We start from the raw sequence: 19,615 nt of genomic DNA, 5'->3' as shown, positions 1-19,615 counted from the left end.
CAACTTACGTTACCTGTAAATATTCATGACAAAAGTCAGTAAAAACAGATTATACATTTTTTTTTGAAACTTAAAATATATCCGTATCTTACTTCTCATTGGTAAAATGGAACTATTAAATTTTAAGACCCGGTTGATGCTCGCATTTGATTCAATTGTTTTAATAGATGACGACCCTATCAACAACCTGATTAACAAGAGATTACTAGGAAGACTAAACTTATGCGACGAGATTGCGGAGTTTTTGGAAGCTAAAGATGCTCTTGAAAAGATCAGGGAGTTGGACAACGAAAAGAAATTACTGATCTTTCTGGATATCAACATGCCAGTAATGAACGGGTGGGATTTTTTGACACAATATGACTTACAATGTCCCAAGCGGGAAGACATCATCCTTATGCTCTCTAGTTCCATTGACTACCAAGACCGCAAGAAATCAAGAACTTTTGAGGCGGTAAAAGGGTTTATTGAAAAGCCACTGACCAATCAAAAATTATTTGAAATATTGCCTGAATATGTCAAAAACGAATGATAAACCTGATTCGCTGACACCAAAGCCGATATTGGAGCTTTACTCTTTTGGTGAGCAGCATTTCGAAAAACACCTCATTCAAGACCTTGATGCATTAAAGCCATTTTTAGAAAAGAAAGACCTAAAGTTCTGGTTAAATATTAGCTCCATTCATGACAGCAATTTAATTCTAGAAATTGCAGACCTTCTTTCCATCCACCCTATGGTAATAGAAGACATTACCAATACCTCACAAAGGCCAAAAATAGAAGAGTTTGATGACCATATCTTCGTTTTGGTAAAAATGCTCTATTCTAAAAACAGTATTTCGGAAATTCAAACGGAACAGGTAAGCATTCTTTTTGGTCAAAACTACATCCTTTCTTTTCAGGAAACTCCCCAAGATATCTTTGACAATGTGCGGATCCGATTGGAAAACCCTAAAGGAAAAATGCGGAAGCTGGGCTCTGATTATTTCACATACGTATTGGTGGATGCCATCATTGATGAATATTTTGGGATACTGGAACTGATCAGCGATACAGTAGAAAAATACGATGATCAGATTCTACAAAACAAATCCAACATTAACCTCAACACCATCCACCATCAACGAAAGACACTTCGAAGAATCAGAAGTAGCATATGGCCCTTACGTGAACTGATTTCCATTTGGAAAAAGTCAGAACATCCGCTCATCAAGCGTAAAAACATGACCTATATAAACGATATCTATGAGCATACCATAGAGATCCTAGAAGGACTGGAGCTACAGCGGGAGACCATGAACAGTTTAGCAGAACTATACATGACCCAACTGAGCATCAAGCAAAATGAGGTCATGAAAACCCTAACCGTCATTGCCACTATTTTCATCCCATTGACCTTTATCGCTGGTATTTACGGGATGAACTTCAAGTTTATGCCTGAACTGGAATGGAAATATAGCTACCCTACGCTCTGGTTAATATTCATCCTTATTACCGTGATGATGATCAGGTATTTTAAACAAAAGAAATGGTTTTAGTCCTCGTATAGCTCGATAGGCAAGCCATCTGGGTCTTGGAAAAAGGTGAATCGCTTGCGCGTAAATTGATCTACCCTTATGGATTCTACCGCCACTTGTTGTGATATGAGTAAGCTGACAGTTGCATCTAAATCATCCACTGCAAATGCTAAATGCCGCAATCCACATGCCTCTGGCCTGCTCACCCTTGCAGGCGGTGCTGGAAATGAAAAGAGCTCAATGACATATTGGTCCCCGACACCAAGATCAAGCTTATACGATTGACGATCTTCCCGGTAAACCTCCCTTAATACTTTTAGCCCTAATATTTCTGTATAAAACGCTTTAGAATGCTCATAATCAGAACAGATTATGGCGATATGATGAACAGATTTTAGAAACCCCATAGTTCTTTTTATAAAATGACATGCACTACTTCAATCAACACTTTGTGGAACCCTCATTTCCGCATTAACGTTCCTTATCCAACAAATTAGCGATTCCTTTCCCTAGGTCAAATCTTCCGCAGCAGGGTTTACAAAAAAAACTCTTTACAGCCTCCTTTTTCTTCCACCTTTGTAAGCTATGGCCGCCAAGTTAAGCTTTTTGGTCAAGACGTCAAATTCCACTTTCAATGTAATGCTTGCTCACATGAATAGGATTTTGATTTACCTTAATATGCAATATTCCATCCCATCTTTAAATTGGTACAAAACTTGTTTTAGTTAAAATTCATTCAAAAATTTAGTAACTTCCCTTAAAACCCAATCCTTATTCTCATGGCTGCTAAATGCTTACTTATCCTTACTTTTTTCTCCCTCGCCCTTACAGGTTCACTTACGGCCCAGAATTTTTACAAGGAACGCATCCCTAGGGTATACACCTTGACCTTGGCAGGAGGACCTGCTTCCATGTACTCTGACAATGGCGGACCTTATAGAAAATTAGACTTTCCCATTTTCGGTTCGGTAACCTTATCTGCAGCAAAAAAGGTTTCCCATCGGATAAACCTAAGAATTTCCGCAGGCTATCAACATGTAAGCAGTAACATGGAATATATTGCCGAAAGGGCTTTTGAATGGGGCGAAGAGAACAAAGCTTATGCCTTCACTGGAAACGCGTTTTACGCAGATTTTATGCCCGAATTTTATTTTCTTCCCTATGAAACCCATATCGAACGCTTTCGGGTCAATGGATACGCAGGAGTCGGACTAGGTTTTATGGCAATTCCAGAAAAACAAGCTTACGCTTACCCAAACGAAACAGAGATAACGATTATCAAAACCACACCTACTGCTTTATACATTCCCATTAGATTGGGAGGAAGCGTAGCATTTGGCTCCAATTGGGACATCGGTTTTGAAGCCAGTCTCTTTGCTACACTATCGGACGAACTTGATGGTAATGCCGGCAGCAATCAAGCAAACGACATGCTCGTACAAGGGCAATTTTTTGTAAAACGCTACCTTTCCCCTTTCCCTTTTTGGGAGAAATGGTTTGACAAATAAACTGAAATCGCTTTTATAAACACCCTCAAATAATCCCTTTCAGATAGGTTCCATATCCGCTTTTCCCAAGCTTCTCGGCTTGTGCCAGTAATTGTTGCTTAGTGATAAAGCCTTTGTGATAGGCGACTTCTTCGACACAACCAATCTTAAGCCCTTGCCGCTCCTCTATCACCTCCACAAACTGTCCTGCCTGTTGCAAAGACTGGTGTGTTCCCGTATCCAGCCAAGCTGTGCCTCTGCTAAGGATCCCTACACTTAATTTACCCTCTTTTAAATAGGCATTGTTTACATCCGTAATTTCAAGCTCCCCTCGCGCACTGGGCTTAATCTGCTTAGCGATTTCGACCACCCGGTTATCATAAAAGTACAAGCCAGGAACTGCAAAATTAGACTTGGGAGCTTGAGGTTTTTCTTCAATGCTGATAGCCTTCTTATTTTGGTCAAATTCCACCACGCCATAACGCTGAGGATCATTCACATGATAGGCAAAAACCACCCCACCTTCAGGATCGGTATGTTTCAGCAAAGTTTCTTGTAATCCAGAACCGTAAAATATATTATCACCCAAGATCAAGGCTACTTTATCATCACCAATAAATTCCTCACCGATCACAAATGCCTGCGCCAAGCCTTCTGGTTTTGGCTGAATGGCAAAGGTAAATTCACACCCCAAATGACTCCCGTCTCCCAACAGTTTCTTGAAAGCATCCGCGTCCTCGGGAGTGGTTATGATCATGATTTCCCGAATCCCCGCCATCATCAAAACGGACAATGGGTAATAGATCATCGGCTTATCATAGACAGGCATAAGCTGTTTACTCACTGCAATGGTCAATGGATAGAGTCGGGTCCCGGAACCTCCGGCTAAAATGATACCTTTCATATTAAAAATATTTCTTTTGTGTTTACGAAGATAAGGCTTACAACTTGCAATTACGAGCCTATGCCCAAACATGACAAAAAATAAGCCAAAGCCCGTATAGTCCTCTAGTTAAAACACAAAAAAAGCCCGAAGGGAATCCTTCCCCCCAGGCTTTGACCCTAATAAATATCTTTGTACCTATTGAAAGGTAAAGACGATAGCGTCTTTTTGTGTTATGTTATTTCTGATCTTTTGGGGGATGGTCACCACTACCTCACCAGCTGTTTTAGCAATGCGAAGTGATTTCCCGCCGTCCAAAAGTGTCACTTTCTTACCTTTAACGTCTTGCTCATCGGACCATGACACAGTGTTAGGGATTTCCATCCCCTCCTCTATCAGTACTATCGCGTACTTCTCACCTTGCTTACCTTGGGTGAAGTAAACGTTGTCATCCTGGTAGTAGGTCACCGTTCTGGTTCCGTAAATCGCATCACCGTTCACCTCCAACCAATCTCCGATTCCCTTTAACCGCTTCACATCTTCATCAGGAAGGAGTCCCTCTGGAGAAGGGCCTACCCCCAACAGAAGACTTCCGCCTTTGGCCACTACTTCTACGAGGGTGTGCACTACCTTATTTACAGACTTGTAATTTTGATGCTCATGATAGCCCCATGCATGACCGAGGGTCATACATGACTCCCATGGCACATCCAACTGCTCCTTTGGGATACTTTGTTCGGGCGTCTGGTAGTTTTCATACGGTCCATGAACCGTCCGATCCACCATCAGAATTCCCGGTTGTGCTTCACGGGCCATCCTGGCTATTTTTGGCATGTCAATATCTTGACTCCACTCCGGTATCCTCGCTCCCCATGCCCGCACTTCATCATTCACCGTTTCCAGCGGCCGCACCCAGCCCCCATCAAGCCAAAGGATATCTACACTTCCATAATCATGCATCAATTCACTGATTTGATTATAGGTGTATTCCTTGAACATATTCCACCGCCACTCATTTTTGCGGATGTCATAATTGTTATTCCGGTCAGCAGTAGCATACTTATCCCACCAGTAATATTGGGAGTGCCAATCAGGCTTTGAGAAATATGCACCAATCATAAAGCCCTTCTTTCGGAAGGCCTCAAATACGTGCTTGGCTACATTCGCCTTAGGATGGTTTTTAAAAGGACCAGCCGTGATTTTATAATCTGTCTGCTGAGTATCAAACATATTAAAACCATCGTGGTGCTTGGTAGTAAACACCAAATACTTCATTCCAGCCGCATCAGCAGCATCTGCCCACTGATCCGGATCAAAATCTACTGGATTAAATTCATCCTTTAATCCCCAATACCAATCCTTAAATTCATGATATGAGACCGTGCTATCCCTGTTGATCCAATCTTCAGAGCAAAGTGCCCAAGACTCTATCATCCCTGGGACTGCATACACTCCCCAATGGACTATCATTCCAAACTTTAAATCTTGCCATTTATCAAGCTTGGCCACCACTTCAGGGTCTGTAGGAGCCTCATAAACACTCGACTGATGGTGAAGATTATCCTCCTGTGCGATTGCTCCATGAGCAGCACAGAAAAACATCAATCCCCCAATTAGCCTTAGTGTTTTTCTTATCATGTTAGTTCGATTAGGAATTTAGCCCGTGTTTATTTTCAGAAATAAAAGTACAACTTATAATCTATAATTGAAAATTTTAAAAAAGATTTAATCATTTCAGAAACATTTACGAATTCACCCGATTTAATTTTTATATCTGCCTTACAAAAAAAGCCAGCGAAGGAAGTCAAAAAACCAACTGAAAATCATTATATTATTACCATGGTTTAGGAAAGCCGCCTGTAGCTTTCTATTCAAATAACCTGATAGCCTTTCGTAACGGGCATACCCTATCAGCATTACCCCATTTTACTTTGAGATAAGTCAATTAATACTAAACCATTGTTACAATATGATGAGACCATACATTCTTGCCGAATCAAACTGGAAAGACCTAAAACATGCCAATATCGATTTAGCCATCCTTCCATGGGGAGCTACAGAAGCGCACAACTACCACTTACCTTATGGAACGGATAATTATGAAGCAGAGGCAATTGCTGCTGAAGCCGGACGTTTGGCTTACGAAGCAGGGGCACACATCACGGTACTTCCCTGCATTCCTTTTGGGGTCAACACAGGACAGGCAGACATTTTTTTGGACATGAACCTCAATCCCAGCACCCAGTTGGCCATCGTAAACGATGTTGTAGAAGTCCTGCATCGACAAAAGGTCAGGAAATTACTTATTCTAAACAGTCATGGAGGAAACGACTTCAAAACAATCTTACGGGAATTGGGGCTTAAGTATCCTGACATGTTTTTTTCTAGCTGCAATTGGTTCAAGGCATTGGACAAAAAAGCGTATTTCGAGATGGACGGAGACCATGCAGATGAAATGGAAACGAGCCTTATCATGTATTTACATCCTCACTTGGTACGGCCGCTTGATGAAGCAGGAGAAGGAGAAGAACGTGAATCATTGGTAGAAGGCATCAGGGAAGGCTGGGCATGGTCTGAGCGAAAATGGTCCAGGGTCACCAAAGACACCGGTATCGGAAACCCCAAAAAAGCCTCATCGAAAAAAGGCGAACGTTATTTTAAAGACCTCACCGAAAAAATCAGTAATCTTTTCATTGAACTGGCAGCATTAAACCAGTACGATCCTTACAAATAAAAAAGCCGGGCAATACCCGGCTTTTTACTTTATTTTCCTGTTCTTGATTATCTCAAGAACAACATTTCTCTATATTTCACTAGTGGCCAGAACTCATCGTCCACGAAAAGCTCAAGCTTATCTACAGAGTATCTGATTTTCTCAAAGAAGGCATCTTTTACATCTGTGCTATAACCTTTCGCTCTCTTAGCTATATCCTCTTCTTTGTTCAGTCTTCTTCTGGCATCGATCATCGCAGAAACATTTTCTTTGATAGCTTCGATGTGCTTACTGATTTCATTGATGGTATCAATGGCCGCTTTGGAATCCAGTCCAAGGCTCTTAAGCCCGTTAGCGTTTTCAATCAGCTTGGTTTGATACTGAATAGCAGTAGGAATCACGTGGTTCAAGGCAAGGTCTCCCATCACCCTTGACTCGATCTGAACTTTCATGATGTAATTTTCAAGACGGATTTCATGTCTTGCGTGAAGCTCCGTAATGTTCATTACATTGTGCTTCTCATACAGCTCTGAGGTTGCTTTCGCTACCAATACATCCAGCGCAAATGGCGTGCTCTTCAAGTTGGAAAGCCCTCTTTTTTCGGCTTCTTTTTCCCACTCTTCAGAGTAACCGTCTCCTTCGAATCTTACTTTCTTGCTTTCTTTGATGTATTTTCTCAATACATTAACGATGGCGATTTTCTTCTCTTTTCCACCTTCGATTTCAGCTTGAATGTCTTTGTACATCAACTTCAAGGTATCTGCAGCGATCACGTTCAAGGCAGTCATCGGGCCAGCTACGTTTGAAGAAGAGCCTACTGCTCTAAACTCAAATTTGTTGCCGGTAAATGCAAATGGAGAAGTCCTGTTTCGGTCGGTATTATCCAAGATGATCTCTGGAATCTTGCTGATACCAAGCTTCATGTACATATTGTCACCTTTCTCGATCTTGATATTACCGTTTTTCTCAAGCTCGTCCAATACCGCAGTAAGGGTAGATCCCAAGAAAACAGAGATGATCGCCGGTGGTGCTTCATTGGCTCCCAAACGGAAGTCATTGCCCGCTGAGGCGATACTTGCTCTCAAAATGTCCGCATGGTCATGAACAGCCTTGACAGTAGCCACCAAGAACGTTAAGAACTGAAGGTTCTCTCTGGCAGAATTACTTGGCTGGAACAAGTTCACACCAGTATCAGTGATCAATGACCAGTTGTTATGCTTACCACTACCGTTAAGACCTGCGAATGGTTTTTCGTGGAACAACACTTTCAAATGATGTTGGTCCGCCACTTTATCCATCAGATCCATCAACAATTGGTTGTGGTCTGTAGCTTTGTTTATTTCTTCAAATACCGGGGCCACTTCAAATTGCCCTGGAGCCACTTCATTGTGACGCGTAGACACTGGAATGCCCAATTTCAAGGCTTCGATTTCGAAGTGCTTCATGAAAGCCTTCACTCGGCCAGGTATAGAACCAAAGTAGTGATCATCCAACTGTTGGCCTCTGGCTGGATTATGACCAAATACAGTCCTTCCTGCCATTACCAAGTCAGGTCTTGAGGCATAAAGCGCCTTATCGATCACAAAGTACTCTTGCTCCACCCCTAGTGATGGATTTACTTTTTTCACACTTCTATCAAACAATTGGCAGATAGGAGTGGCAGCAGCACTAACGGCCTCTACAGACTTCAGCAATGGGGTTTTATAATCCAATGCTTCTCCTGTATAGGACACAAAAATGGTTGGAATGCACAGCGTGTTCTCAAAAATGAACATTGGAGAACTAGGATCCCAAGCTGTATATCCTCTTGCTTCAAATGTTGTTCTTATACCACCATTAGGGAAGGAAGAAGCATCTGGCTCTTGCTGAACCAATGCTGAACCTTTAAATCTTTCAATCTTTGCGTGCGCGTCAAAGAACGTATCGTGTTTCTCAGCGGTAGACCCAGTAAGTGGCTGGAACCAGTGCGTGTAGTGGGTCACTCCTTTTGACAAGGCCCATGCTTTCGCCGCTGTAGCTACTTCTTCTGCACTTGAGGTATCAATTTTTGATCCCTTTTCGATTGCTTCGCTCACTTTTTTATACACGGAAGGAGCAAGCGCATCTTTCATTTTGGATAAACCGAACACTTCGGAACCAAAGTAATCGGAAATTTTACTGGATGGAGCCTCAAAAGGTACATTTCCTCTTGATTGTACCATCATTAATGATTGTTGTCGTAAAGTTGCCATGTTTTAATAATGTGGTTTAAAAACAGTAGCGAAGATAAGCAAAAATCTGAAATAAAAAGAAAAATCGTATTTTTTTACACCAATCTTTAAGAAAAAGACATTAATTCGAGCAAAAAAGACACAAATCCACACAAATACATGCGAATTCGCGTAAATTCCTCATTATTAACACAAAATTGAAAACTGGAAGAATATCCTTAAATTTGCAATTCAATACACTAAAACTAGGGGGACCGCTGTGAAAAAGGTAGCATTTTATACATTGGGTTGCAAATTAAATTACTCTGAAACTTCCACCATTAGCCGGCAATTTGAAGAAAAGGGCTATAAAAAGGTGGGATTTGAAGATACGCCCGACATTTTCATCATCAATACCTGCTCGGTGACGGAGAATGCAGACAAGAAGTGTAAGAAGATCGTTAAAGAAGCTAAAAAAATATCGCCCAATTCATACGTGACGATCATCGGGTGCTATGCCCAACTAAAACCAAAGGAAATTTCGGAAATAAAAGGAGTAGATGCAGTGCTTGGCGCTGCAGAAAAGTTCAGGTTGATTGAACTGCTGGATGGATTCGCCAAGGAACAAGAAACCAAAATCCTGGCCTCAGAAATCCAGGAAGCCACAGCATTTAACAATGCTTTTTCCATGCATGATCGCACCAGAACATTCCTGAAAGTCCAGGATGGCTGTAATTACGGCTGTGCATTCTGCACCATCCCCTTGGCAAGGGGGAAAAGCCGAAGTGACAGCATCGAAAACATTCTGAAATCAGCCCGGGAAATTGCCGCTACGGATGTCAAGGAAGTCGTATTGACAGGTGTCAATATCGGAGACTTCGGTATTCAAGGAGGAAAGAGGAAAGAAAAGTTTGTGGACCTTGTTCAGGAACTTGACGAAATTGAAGGGATTGACAGGTTTCGCATTTCATCCATTGAACCCAATTTGCTCACCAATGAAATCATAGAGTTCGCTTCCCGATCAAAGCGATTTGTGCCTCATTTCCATATCCCACTTCAATCCGGCAGCAACACCATCCTGAGAAAGATGGGCAGGCGATACCTTCGTGAGCTTTATGTCGATCGGGTTTCGAAAATCAAATCCTTGATGCCACACTGCTGTATTGGCGTGGATGTTATCGTTGGCTTCCCTGGAGAAACCGAAGAGCTTTTCCTAGAAACCTATAACTTCCTAAACGAGCTTCCTGTATCTTACCTCCATGTGTTCACGTATTCTGAAAGACCTAACACGCGGGCGACAGAAATGGATGATGTCGTCCCCATGAAAGTCCGAAACCAACGTTCCAAAATGCTACGGATCCTCTCTGAGAAAAAAAAGAGACTGTTTTACGAACAAAACTTAAAAGGAACCTTCGATGTGCTTTTTGAAGAAGACATCGATAACGGGATGATGCACGGCTTTACCGAAAATTATGTTCGGGTGGCCGCTAAATATGATCCGCTCCTCATCAATGAAATCAAGAAGGTGACCCTCTGGGAAATCAATGACAAGGGCACTGTAGATGCCGTCGAACCAGAGATTGTTTACGAACAACATTAATTATCATAAGCCATTATCCTCGCTTCTCTAAACAAAACCATCAGGAAGAAGCGAGGATAACCGGGCTTTTCACCATACAGATTCTACTTTTTAATGGTTATTTAAACAAAAACAACTTTTTAACGGTATAGTATTTAAGACCGTAACCCAAATAGCCATGAAAACCATTCTTGAACCCACAGGAAGAATTACCAGAAGGAAGTATTTGTTACTTTTCGTACTCTTCTATTTCATCAATCTCTTGTGCATCATGTTGATCTACGAGTCAATGGAAGCTGAAAACTGGCTCACCTTTGTTATTTTTGGCATTTTACTGATCACCACCATTGTTTTGCTATTGGTACAGGCGATTAAGCGACTTCATGACATCGGGATGGATTGGAAGTATGCGCTATATTTATTGATCCCACCTCCAATCAACTTGATTGGATTTGTCTACTTGGCCATCAAACCTGGCCACAACGGCACCAACAAGTATGGACCGGATCCTAGAAAAACGGACATCGTCTAATCTTTACTCATAACGGAGTGCTTCGATGGGATCTAGTTTACTGGCCTTGATTGCCGGAATTACACCGGATACTAGCCCTACTAAAACACAGATCATAAAGGCCAGCAGCATCCAAAGCCATGGCACCAAAAATCCTCCAGGCCCCACAAAGCTGGCCACGATATTTCCAATTCCCATACCGACAAGCACACCAAAAACTCCTCCCATGATACAAATGACAATCGCTTCAATTAAAAATTGCTGACGGATCCTTTTGGGGGTGGCTCCAAGCGCTTTCCGGATACCGATTTCCCGGGTTCTTTCCGTAACGGAAACCAGCATAATGTTCATCAATCCAACAGAAGCGCCCAATAAGGTGATAAAACCTATCCCAAAGCCACCGATCCTCAGATAACCGGCCACTTCCTCTAAACTTTCTCCAACATTATTGGACTTGACCACTTCAAAAGAATCCAGCTCCCCCACCCTATCTTCACGAACTTTCCGCATGAGCCCAGTAGCTTGTCCCATTTCATATTCCATTTTTGTGGGATCTGACGTCGAAACGGTGATGGTGTACCAAAACCCGCCCGTTTGATCCAGCCTGGAAGCATTTTCCACAGGAATTAATATAGTACGGTCGACTCCCGAATCATTCCCCACGGATCCCTGCTCTTCCAACACCCCAACGATCGAATACCGGTTTCCAAAAAAGGAGACATAAGCTCCGACCGGATTCTCGTGGCTTTTAAAAAGCAATTCTACGATCTCGCTGCCGATGAGGCACACATTGTTTCCATATTCGATTTCCACATTACTAAAATTCCTCCCTTCTTCAATATTTTGCCCTTTGATCAGCACGTAATTTTCATCCACTCCAATGATCCTGACATTCGGATTAGTGATTTCAGAACCTCTCTTCACCTCTGTAGATCCACTTACCCGTGTGGAAACGGTGGCCATTCCACGGGAGCTATAGCCTTTCCGAAAATCTAAGGCATCCTTATAACTCACCGGCTTAAATTGCTTTTCGGTCACCCCGGATCGTGTTACCCGCTGTCCAGAAGTGTTTTTGGAACGTACATCGAAATTATTGGCGCCAAGACCACTGAAGCTCTCCTCAATCTGCGCTTTCATCCCATCGATAGCCGTTAGCATCCCCACCAGCGCGGTTATCCCGATGGCAATGATCAGCCCAGTCAAAATCGTCCTTAACCGATTGGACTTGATTGACCTTAACGCTTCTTTAATATTTTCGAGCAATTCCATAAAATGTTCGATTTAGGACAAATCCCGTTTTTAATCTAAAAATCAGCCTTATATTATCAATAAAATAAACCAATGGCAATAATAGCTAAATAAAAATATTCTCACACATATGCTCCAAAAAGGTCACACCTCTTCAGCCATTGGTGCTAGCAATACCTTCCACTGTTCAGTGCATCCTGTCTGGCCGTATCTCAAGTTCCTGAAGTACTTTGGCTTCATGGGCAAGCCATTCCTTCCATCGCTCATCTACTTTTTCGGGATCGTGGTAATACTTGGCCAAATCAATGAAATTAACATAATGCCCCGCTTCAGAAACCATCAGTTCGTAATAAAATTGCTGTAATTCTTCGTCTTCAATGTTTTTCCAAAGCAGTTTAAACCGCTCACAGCTTCTAGCCTCAATCAATGCATTCATCAGCAAATGCTCCGTTAACTGCGCCATTTTGCTGCCACCCTTCTGAATAAACTGGCTTAACTTCACCACATACATATCCTTTCGAGGCTTTTCAAACTGAAATCCACGCTTTCTGATCTGCTCCATTACCCTTTCAAAATGCGCCCATTCCTCGGCCACCACCGGGGTAAGCACATCCACTAACCTGTCCAAATTAGGATAGCGTACAATCAACGAAATACAGGATGATGCTGCCTTTTGTTCGCAATAGGCGTGATCCACCAAAATATCCTTCAAATTCATCGATGCTATATCCACCCATCTGGGGTCAGTAGGCAGCCGAAGGTTCAACATCTTGTTTTTGGTTCGCTCTTCCCAACTCATTTTTACGGTATTTGGTCTATAGTATCTCCAAAGCCTCAAACATCAAATTCAGCTTAGGCCTAAACAAACTTTAATCAAAGAAATACCAGCTGATCCCTAAGTCGAGGGAACCTTTGAGGCCGGTATAATAAGGGGTCACAAAATAACCTTGTTCTTGCATAAACCCGCTGTTCAGGTGATTATACCTAAACAGCACCCTTGTCCTGTTAATCCTCAGGTCCACGAAAGCATCCAGCACCGGATAGGCATAAACATCAAAATCATCCTGCAGGTAAAACTGCTGGTTCGCAGGCATGTAAGCCTCTGCATTATAACTGCTTTTATACCTGCCCTCCACACCAAACTGGATGTACAAATTTTCATCAAACATAGGGCCGTCAAAAAACAACCTGCTGCGTGCATACAAATCAGGAATCCTGAATACATCTGCAGCCTCTCCCGTAATGGCGGTATAAATCACTTCACTCTGCCATCTCAGCCTCTTCCAAAAAGTCAAATCCGCCTGAATCCCTGGGATAACCATAAAAGCACCACCATCTGCTTGTGTGGCTTCCTGGTTCTCATCAAAGTACACATAATTATTTACCCGATTGATGGTAAGACTGGGCCTTATAGAGACCTTGGCAAAATCTGCCTTGATAGTACCTTTGATTTGATCGACGCCGATATTGGAAAAGCTATTGGTCCATGAATAATGGTTTCCACGGTACATCTCCTGCATTGCTGTAGGTTTATAGGAAGCTTTCGTATAACTCAACTCCAGAAATGGAGAATGAAAATAACCGTTTATGCGGTATCCACTCGGGATCAAATACTCCCCATCTGCCTCAAAGGACCATTGATCATTGATCTCCCCACGCAGGGCACCTCCAATATAAACTTCATTGAACTTATAATCACTGTCAAATTCAGGACTGGTAAACTTACCTGTTCTGAATTTGACAAAAGCATTATAATAGACGGGGCCAAAGTCCCCTTTAAATCCGGCTTCATTGCGCACCTCGGAAAAATGGTGGTAATTGTAGGTACTGTCCTCATTAATCAACCTGGGCAAATCATGGTAATTAAAGAATGAAGAATCATTTGTGGTCAGGTCCGTAAAAAACGACACCCCTTGCTTTTTCTTGTCAAACACATGATAAACCTCCCATCCTTCTAAGATATTGTATTGATGGTAAAGGTGATAGTCCTGCCTGATATCTGTCGCCTCACTGTTGCTCATCCAGACTTTAGAGTCTTCGTAGGTAAAATACAGGGATGTGGTGTCCACCGTTGGGGGAATAATCCCTCCACTTTCATACACGTTATGATGCATCCTCGAAAAATTGGCCAGCAAGAAGTATTTTTCGTCCTTGGAATGATAGTTTGTATGGAGTGAATATGAAGTCTGCTCCACCATATTATCGTCACGGGCATTTGGATTTAAGGTCTTCCTGGCCTTGATGGTGTTAAAATTAAAACCAATGTTCCACCTCGGGTTCACATTTCTGGCAAAGGCCACATTTAGCATATTTCGATTACCTCCACCATAAAAAGCCTCTAATTTGGTGTAAGGGGACTTGGTGTCAAAATAAAGCATGCTGTCCGGTGAGTGGTAATATAAATCATATACACTAAAGCCAGATGTGGTTCCTATCAGCCCAGGCAAGGTGTAATAAACCGGCTTGGCAGCACTACCGATATTCGCTAAACCTTGGTACTTGTGACCACTTTTAAATACAGGCTCAAAATTATGGAACCCTGTCAACCCCGTATCAAGCGGCGTTTTTTCCATCTTATTAAACCTAAGGTTCTTCTCCTGAAAATAAAGGGTAGTGGTGGGGCCATAGACCATTTTGGTAGAGTCATCGATCAATCCTCCCCGCTGTGGTTCTTTTTCTTCGTCCTGATTTTCACCACCTTCCCTCATGCGCGTTTGGGCAAGAGCGAGTTGATTAAAACATAAAATCGATATAAATAAAACAAATAAGTACTTAAACTTCACGCTGATAACCTTTATTTCTGATGGCCTTGGTTACATGTTCCAATAAGGTGTTTTTTTCTTCTTCCTCCATTTTCACCTGAACAGGTAACGCAAAAATCGGAATTTCCTGTAAATATCTAAGCAATTTATCTGCTTTAAGTTTGACGGCATCTTTCTCAGTGGTAAGGAGTACTGGAGCCTTAGCTTGATGCACTTTAAATCGAGCTACAATTTTTTCCATATCCCGTTCGGTATAATCATGGTGATCACTAAACTCAATGGTCTCCAGCAACTGAAACATTTCTCCCACCTTTTTTTTCAAAAGGTCATTATTGGCAATACCACTGAGCAAAATGACATGTTCGATTGACGCTTCTTGGTAATTTCTGACATCATAGGCTCGACCATACTGTAAACCGGCAAAAAAGACAGGGCAATTTTCTGGAGCATAGGCTGATATGCTTTGTCTATAATGCGCTTTCGTCGCTTCATCCAGCCCGTCGGGACATTTGGTAACCACCACAGCATCAGCACGATTAGCACCACTTCGGCTTTCCCTTAACATGCCCATGGGCACTACATGATCATTAAAAAAGGGCCGCTGAAACGTCGTAAGCAACAAGTTAAAATCTCCCTTGACATAGCGATGCTGAAAAGCATCATCCAAAATCACCAATTCCGTATCAGGCCGTGCAGCGATCATCTGAGGGATCGCTGCGATCCGCTGCTCCCCCACGGCCACCGTAATTTCATGGCCAAATTTGCTGAAAATCTGAAAAGGTTCGTCTCCAATTTCCTCCGGTTCAGTGGTCTCATTGGCCAGCAAATAGCCATTAGTCTTACGGCCATATCCCCTGCTCAGGGTGGCCACGGCATAATGATCCTTGAACCCCTTGATCAAGAATTCCACCATGGGCGTCTTCCCGGTTCCTCCCATGGACAAATTGCCCACCACCACAGTAGGCACCTCAAAAGCCACACTCTTCTTCATCCCACTGTCAAACATCCTGTTTCTCAGCCGGGTTATTCCATCGTATAACAATGAAAAAGGATACAGTAAAAGATGATAAGGGCGCATTGCGTATTTTTTTTTACTTTTGATCAAACGGTAAACACAAATATATGGTTAATTTGATTAGTGACGTAGTCGCTTACTTGGAAAGCATCGCACCACCTGCCTTTCAGGAATCTTATGACAATGCACAATTGATCACTGGAAATCCTGCCGATGAAGTGACCGGAATTCTCTGCAGCCTGGACGTGACCGAGGAGGTGGTCCAAGAGGCCATCGACTTAAAATGCAACCTCATCGTCGCTCACCACCCGATTATCTTTAAAGGGCTCAAAAGCCTCACTGGCAGGGATTACGTAGAAAGAACCGTTATCAAGGCTATCAAAAACAATGTCACCATTTACGCCATTCACACCAACCTGGACAATATCCACACTGGTGTCAACAAGCGCATTGCTGACAGATTGGGACTCAGCAACACTCAGGTTCTTGCTCCCAAAAAAGGAATCTTAATGAAATTGACGGCTTTTGTCCCCGTGGATGACACCCAGCAAGTCCTCAAAGGGCTTTATCAAGCAGGAGCTGGATCCATAGGTGAGTATAGCAACTGCAGTTTTCGGATAGAAGGAACGGGGACATTTCTCCCATCGGACCATGCCAATCCTACTATTGGTCAAAAAGGAACGGCTGAAGAAGTCCGGGAAAACAGGATAGAAGTCATTTTTCCGGCCTATCTCCAGCACAAGATCATACGCGCCCTCAAAACCGCTCATCCATACGAAGAGGTTGCCTATTACCTGCAACAAACGGAAAACGAACACCAAGAAGTGGGCTCCGGAATGATTGGGGAACTGGAATCGTCCATGTCAGAAAGTGATTTTCTACAGCACCTCAAAAGTGCCATGAACCTCAATGTCATTAAACACACCGCCCTTAGAAATCGTCCAATTAAACGGGTAGCCGTATGCGGTGGTGCGGGCATATTTTTGCTGAGCGCAGCCAAAAGGGCAAAGGCCGATATTTTCATTACGGGGGATGTAAAATACCACGAATTCTTTGACTCTGATAATCAGATAATTATAAGCGATATCGGACATTACGAAAGTGAAATCTTCACAAAAGATTTATTATTAGAGATATTGTCACAAAATTTTAGTAATATTGCACTCTATTTGACAAAAGTCATTACGAATCCCATAACTTACGTATAGTACATGGAAAGTACAGTCGCACAGAAACTTGATGCCATTTATAATCTTCAGAAATTAGATTCCCGCTTAGATGCAATTTTTAAAATTCGGGGAGCTCTTCCAGAAGAAGTTCAAGATTTAGAGGACGAAATAGCAGGCTACGAGACAAGGTTAGAAAAATTCAACAATGACATCGTAGCGCTTGAGGACGAAATCAAGAAGCATAAAGAGGCTATCAAGGACTCTGAAAAGCTCATCAAGAAATATCAGGATCAGCAGATGAACGTCAGAAACAACCGTGAGTACGACGCCATCACCAAGGAATTGGAATTGCAAGACCTTGAAATCCAAGTTTCCAAAAAGAAAATTGGAGAAGCTGAGATGAAGATAGAAGGGAAGAAAAAGGACCTAGATGATCTTCAGGAAGTTTTGAAAGATCGCAAGAAGGACTTGGACACCAAAAAAGAAGAATTGGATACCATCGTCGCTGAGAGCGAATCCGAAGAAAGCAAACTGAAGGCCGAACGGGAAAAAGCTACCAAGAAAATTGAAGACAGGCTATTAAAATCCTATAAGAAAATCCGTGCCAATGCCAAAAATGGCCTTGCAGTAGTAGAGGTCAAAAGAGGTGCTTGTGGCGGATGCTTTAATATCGTCCCTCCACAGCGGCAAGCCGATATCAGGGAAAAGAAAAAGCTTATCGTCTGTGAACACTGCGGAAGAATCCTAGCGGATGTAGCGGATGAAATAGAAGACGAAACACTTCCGAAGAAAAAAAGAAGTTCAAGAGCCAAAAAATAAATTAAAGCCCGGTTTTACCCGGGCTTTTTTATTTCCCCTATTTTCCCACTTGCCTAGGATCAATCAATATTTCGGGGGCGAGAGATTTTGTTATTTAGGGGGATATTGATTCGCCACGAAGGCTCAAAGGCGCAAAGCAATTATTAATGACTTTCTGTGTAGATTATAGCATCCACTTCGTGTCTTGGGTACATTTTATTTAGCCTGGGTTTTGCCATCAATATAGGCTTAATTCCTGCTATTTTGCATCAAGTCATATTTATGGGGAGATGAGCACGGATTTACAATACCTAAGCTTCCTATCTGTGTTTATCAACGTTCATCCGTGGCCAAATAGAGACAAAGAACATATTTACCCATCGATAATAGACTAGCCCCCAACTTTTCCGCTTGATCCAAAGCTTCTCTCCTCCATTTTGCTCTTGAGGTAAATGAAAAATCAATCTCGCTACATTACTTGATAGATCAGCCCCACAATTATTTACTGATTACCAGAGGATTATTTTTTTCAATTTAGTACAAACTGATATTGAAAACCATTGAATATTTTTATATCTTACCAAGATGAAGCATTTGATATTTATACCGCTATTCACCCTTTTAGTAACGGTAGGTTTCTGCAAAAACCCAGAAGATAAAACATTCGTCGTAATCTTCAGCAAGAAGGAATTAAAAGAACTTAAATCCAGTGCTGAGTACATTGAACTTAGCTTTATGGAAGATTACAAAACCAAAACCTATACGGGCAATTCCGACGCCGTCATTTACATCAACGTTCCCAATTGTGATTTTGACAAATGCCAAATCGGAAAACGGTTGGTGCAGATCAACAAAACCACTTGGAAGCCCCTCCAAGAAGTAGCCTTCAGGATCATCGACCTAAGTGAATCAAAGGAAAACTTTCAGGAGCTATTGGTTTCCTTCAATGATCAAGTATCAGAAAAAGAATCCAACAAAAATAAGGGTAAAACTATCCAATCAATCCTTTAACTTTTAGGTGCTGGACGTTATTGTACCGATCCAATAGAAACTCACCGTTTTCCTTTACCGTCAGCTCATAGTACCCCAAGTTATGATGCTCAAAAATATCCATGAATCGCAAATCATACTTGAGCATTAAACTAAGCATCACCCGCATGGCTCTTCCGTGCATGCAGATCAAAATGGTTTCCCCATCTTGAGCCAAGATATGGTCCAAGCCGCGCTTTAGCCGCGCATAAACCATGTTTGGTGATTCTCCTCCTTCGATCGAAAAATCCAACTCCCCATCAGCCCATTTTTCCAGCATTCCCTGGTAATAAGAATGCTCATCCTTACTCATCGGTACACCTTCATATTTTCCCCAACTGATTTCATTGAGATCGGGTAAGGCTTCATAAGGAGTGCCATTATCCAGAAATCTTTCTATTGACTGCCTGGTACGCTGCAACCCAGTATAGTAGATCCTATCAAACTTAATATGCTTATGGGCTTCATAAAAAGCGGCAGCCTGCTTTTTTCCGGTCTCGTTGATAGGAGCATCGATACCGCTTCCTTGCACCACACCTTTAAGATTATAATCGGTCTGCCCGTGACGGACGAGGTATATTTTTTTAGTACTCAAGATTCTGTATTTTTGTTATCGATTTCTAAAGAATGGTTTTCTGGTCACTTGGGCTTGAAACGCTATCACATCCTTGGGAATCACCTTTTATGTATTTCACGAAAATCCAAAAAGGTCATA

The 19,615-nt window shown here is 42.2% G+C and carries 18 protein-coding genes; 9 read left to right on the top strand and 9 right to left on the bottom strand.

Going from position 1 to position 19,615, the window contains the following annotated elements; genetic code table 11:
- Positions 1-136 precede the first annotated feature (136 nt).
- Together ECHVI_RS11525 and corA are read left to right on the top strand one after the other, a co-directional pair.
- Positions 137-532, top strand: a complete 396-nt coding sequence (locus tag ECHVI_RS11525; RefSeq protein ID WP_015266169.1) for a response regulator — start codon at positions 137-139, stop codon at positions 530-532.
- Positions 516-1,538 (top strand): magnesium/cobalt transporter CorA, encoded by a 1,023-nt coding sequence (gene corA, locus ECHVI_RS11520; RefSeq protein ID WP_015266168.1) that lies wholly within the window; start codon positions 516-518, stop codon positions 1,536-1,538. Before ECHVI_RS11525 ends, corA begins: the two co-directional genes overlap by 17 nt.
- Here the strand turns inward: corA and gloA2 are convergent.
- Entirely contained in the window at positions 1,535-1,924 is a 390-nt protein-coding gene (gloA2, locus tag ECHVI_RS11515) for an SMU1112c/YaeR family gloxylase I-like metalloprotein (protein WP_015266167.1), read from the bottom strand. The two genes, corA and gloA2, sit on opposite strands and share 4 nt — an antisense overlap.
- A 372-nt stretch (positions 1,925-2,296) precedes the next feature.
- On the opposite strand from gloA2, the gene ECHVI_RS11510 reads away from it, so the two are divergent.
- Positions 2,297-3,025: a DUF6089 family protein gene (locus ECHVI_RS11510; protein WP_015266166.1), complete on the top strand. Its 729-nt coding sequence runs from the start codon at positions 2,297-2,299 to the stop codon at positions 3,023-3,025.
- A 25-nt stretch (positions 3,026-3,050) separates the two neighbouring features.
- Here the strand turns inward: ECHVI_RS11510 and rfbA are convergent, their stop codons facing one another.
- On the bottom strand, positions 3,051-3,908 hold the full coding sequence (rfbA, locus tag ECHVI_RS11505) for a glucose-1-phosphate thymidylyltransferase RfbA (RefSeq protein WP_015266165.1): 858 nt from the start codon (positions 3,906-3,908) through the stop codon (positions 3,051-3,053).
- Positions 3,909-4,085: 177 nt separating this feature from the next.
- Positions 4,086-5,525 (bottom strand): alpha-L-fucosidase, encoded by a 1,440-nt coding sequence (locus ECHVI_RS11500; RefSeq protein ID WP_041738583.1) that lies wholly within the window; start codon positions 5,523-5,525, stop codon positions 4,086-4,088.
- 334 nt (positions 5,526-5,859) lie between these two features.
- On the opposite strand from ECHVI_RS11500, the gene ECHVI_RS11495 reads away from it, so the two are divergent.
- The gene (locus ECHVI_RS11495) at positions 5,860-6,621 is read left to right on the top strand and encodes a creatininase family protein (protein WP_041739744.1); all 762 of its coding nucleotides are present in this window, start codon (positions 5,860-5,862) and stop codon (positions 6,619-6,621) included.
- Positions 6,622-6,668: 47 nt separating this feature from the next.
- Here ECHVI_RS11495 and ECHVI_RS11490 read toward each other — a convergent pair whose 3' ends face one another.
- Positions 6,669-8,831 (bottom strand): glutamine synthetase III family protein, encoded by a 2,163-nt coding sequence (locus tag ECHVI_RS11490; RefSeq protein ID WP_245553488.1) that lies wholly within the window; start codon positions 8,829-8,831, stop codon positions 6,669-6,671.
- A 238-nt stretch (positions 8,832-9,069) separates the two neighbouring features.
- Between ECHVI_RS11490 and mtaB the strand changes: the two genes are divergently transcribed.
- Together mtaB and ECHVI_RS11480 are read left to right on the top strand one after the other, a co-directional pair.
- Positions 9,070-10,389, top strand: coding sequence for a tRNA (N(6)-L-threonylcarbamoyladenosine(37)-C(2))-methylthiotransferase MtaB (gene mtaB, locus ECHVI_RS11485; RefSeq protein WP_015266160.1), 1,320 nt, complete (start codon positions 9,070-9,072; stop codon positions 10,387-10,389).
- A 157-nt stretch (positions 10,390-10,546) separates the two neighbouring features.
- Positions 10,547-10,900, top strand: coding sequence for a DUF805 domain-containing protein (locus tag ECHVI_RS11480; RefSeq protein ID WP_015266159.1), 354 nt, complete (start codon positions 10,547-10,549; stop codon positions 10,898-10,900).
- A gap of 3 nt (positions 10,901-10,903) precedes the next feature.
- On the opposite strand, the gene ECHVI_RS11475 is transcribed toward ECHVI_RS11480, so the two are convergent.
- The 4 genes from ECHVI_RS11475 to lpxK form a co-directional block, all read right to left on the bottom strand.
- On the bottom strand, positions 10,904-12,148 hold the full coding sequence (locus tag ECHVI_RS11475; protein ID WP_015266158.1) for an ABC transporter permease: 1,245 nt from the start codon (positions 12,146-12,148) through the stop codon (positions 10,904-10,906).
- A 166-nt stretch (positions 12,149-12,314) separates the two neighbouring features.
- Positions 12,315-12,926 (bottom strand): MiaE family protein, encoded by a 612-nt coding sequence (locus tag ECHVI_RS11470; protein ID WP_015266157.1) that lies wholly within the window; start codon positions 12,924-12,926, stop codon positions 12,315-12,317.
- Between the two features lie 70 nt (positions 12,927-12,996).
- Positions 12,997-14,835, bottom strand: coding sequence for a putative porin (locus tag ECHVI_RS11465; protein ID WP_015266156.1), 1,839 nt, complete (start codon positions 14,833-14,835; stop codon positions 12,997-12,999).
- 64 nt (positions 14,836-14,899) lie between these two features.
- Positions 14,900-15,967 (bottom strand): tetraacyldisaccharide 4'-kinase, encoded by a 1,068-nt coding sequence (lpxK, locus tag ECHVI_RS11460; RefSeq protein ID WP_015266155.1) that lies wholly within the window; start codon positions 15,965-15,967, stop codon positions 14,900-14,902.
- A gap of 44 nt (positions 15,968-16,011) precedes the next feature.
- Here lpxK and ECHVI_RS11455 point away from each other — a divergent pair, with 44 nt between their 5' ends.
- The 3 genes from ECHVI_RS11455 to ECHVI_RS11445 all read left to right on the top strand — a co-directional run bounded on the left by ECHVI_RS11455 (position 16,012) and on the right by ECHVI_RS11445 (position 18,882).
- Positions 16,012-17,112 (top strand): Nif3-like dinuclear metal center hexameric protein, encoded by a 1,101-nt coding sequence (locus ECHVI_RS11455; protein WP_015266154.1) that lies wholly within the window; start codon positions 16,012-16,014, stop codon positions 17,110-17,112.
- Between the two features lie 3 nt (positions 17,113-17,115).
- Positions 17,116-17,892 (top strand): zinc ribbon domain-containing protein, encoded by a 777-nt coding sequence (locus ECHVI_RS11450; protein ID WP_015266153.1) that lies wholly within the window; start codon positions 17,116-17,118, stop codon positions 17,890-17,892.
- 564 nt (positions 17,893-18,456) lie between these two features.
- Positions 18,457-18,882, top strand: coding sequence for a hypothetical protein (locus ECHVI_RS11445; RefSeq protein WP_015266152.1), 426 nt, complete (start codon positions 18,457-18,459; stop codon positions 18,880-18,882).
- Here the strand turns inward: ECHVI_RS11445 and ECHVI_RS11440 are convergent.
- On the bottom strand, positions 18,863-19,495 hold the full coding sequence (locus ECHVI_RS11440) for a histidine phosphatase family protein (RefSeq protein ID WP_015266151.1): 633 nt from the start codon (positions 19,493-19,495) through the stop codon (positions 18,863-18,865). The two genes, ECHVI_RS11445 and ECHVI_RS11440, sit on opposite strands and share 20 nt — an antisense overlap.
- Positions 19,496-19,615 lie beyond the last annotated feature (120 nt).

The sequence above is a fragment of the Echinicola vietnamensis DSM 17526 genome (assembly GCF_000325705.1).
Classification (GTDB): Bacteria; Bacteroidota; Bacteroidia; order Cytophagales; family Cyclobacteriaceae; genus Echinicola; species Echinicola vietnamensis.
Note: the sequence above shows the minus strand (reverse complement) of the source record. Positions and strands in the feature narration are given on the sequence as shown.

Bases quoted from the DNA above. Each gene is read 5' to 3' on its own strand.
- ECHVI_RS11525 (WP_015266169.1), top strand. From the start codon at position 137: ATGCTCGCATTTGATTCAATTGTTTTAATAGATGACGACCCTATCAAC.
- corA (WP_015266168.1), top strand. From the start codon at position 516: ATGTCAAAAACGAATGATAAACCTGATTCGCTGACACCAAAGCCGATA.
- gloA2 (WP_015266167.1), bottom strand. From the start codon at position 1,924: ATGGGGTTTCTAAAATCTGTTCATCATATCGCCATAATCTGTTCTGAT.
- ECHVI_RS11510 (WP_015266166.1), top strand. From the start codon at position 2,297: ATGGCTGCTAAATGCTTACTTATCCTTACTTTTTTCTCCCTCGCCCTT.
- rfbA (WP_015266165.1), bottom strand. From the start codon at position 3,908: ATGAAAGGTATCATTTTAGCCGGAGGTTCCGGGACCCGACTCTATCCA.
- ECHVI_RS11500 (WP_041738583.1), bottom strand. From the start codon at position 5,525: ATGATAAGAAAAACACTAAGGCTAATTGGGGGATTGATGTTTTTCTGT.
- ECHVI_RS11495 (WP_041739744.1), top strand. From the start codon at position 5,860: ATGAGACCATACATTCTTGCCGAATCAAACTGGAAAGACCTAAAACAT.
- ECHVI_RS11490 (WP_245553488.1), bottom strand. From the start codon at position 8,831: ATGGCAACTTTACGACAACAATCATTAATGATGGTACAATCAAGAGGA.
- ECHVI_RS11480 (WP_015266159.1), top strand. From the start codon at position 10,547: ATGAAAACCATTCTTGAACCCACAGGAAGAATTACCAGAAGGAAGTAT.
- ECHVI_RS11475 (WP_015266158.1), bottom strand. From the start codon at position 12,148: ATGGAATTGCTCGAAAATATTAAAGAAGCGTTAAGGTCAATCAAGTCC.
- ECHVI_RS11470 (WP_015266157.1), bottom strand. From the start codon at position 12,926: ATGAGTTGGGAAGAGCGAACCAAAAACAAGATGTTGAACCTTCGGCTG.
- ECHVI_RS11465 (WP_015266156.1), bottom strand. From the start codon at position 14,835: ATGAGGGAAGGTGGTGAAAATCAGGACGAAGAAAAAGAACCACAGCGG.
- lpxK (WP_015266155.1), bottom strand. From the start codon at position 15,967: ATGCGCCCTTATCATCTTTTACTGTATCCTTTTTCATTGTTATACGAT.
- ECHVI_RS11455 (WP_015266154.1), top strand. From the start codon at position 16,012: ATGGTTAATTTGATTAGTGACGTAGTCGCTTACTTGGAAAGCATCGCA.
- ECHVI_RS11450 (WP_015266153.1), top strand. From the start codon at position 17,116: ATGGAAAGTACAGTCGCACAGAAACTTGATGCCATTTATAATCTTCAG.
- ECHVI_RS11445 (WP_015266152.1), top strand. From the start codon at position 18,457: ATGAAGCATTTGATATTTATACCGCTATTCACCCTTTTAGTAACGGTA.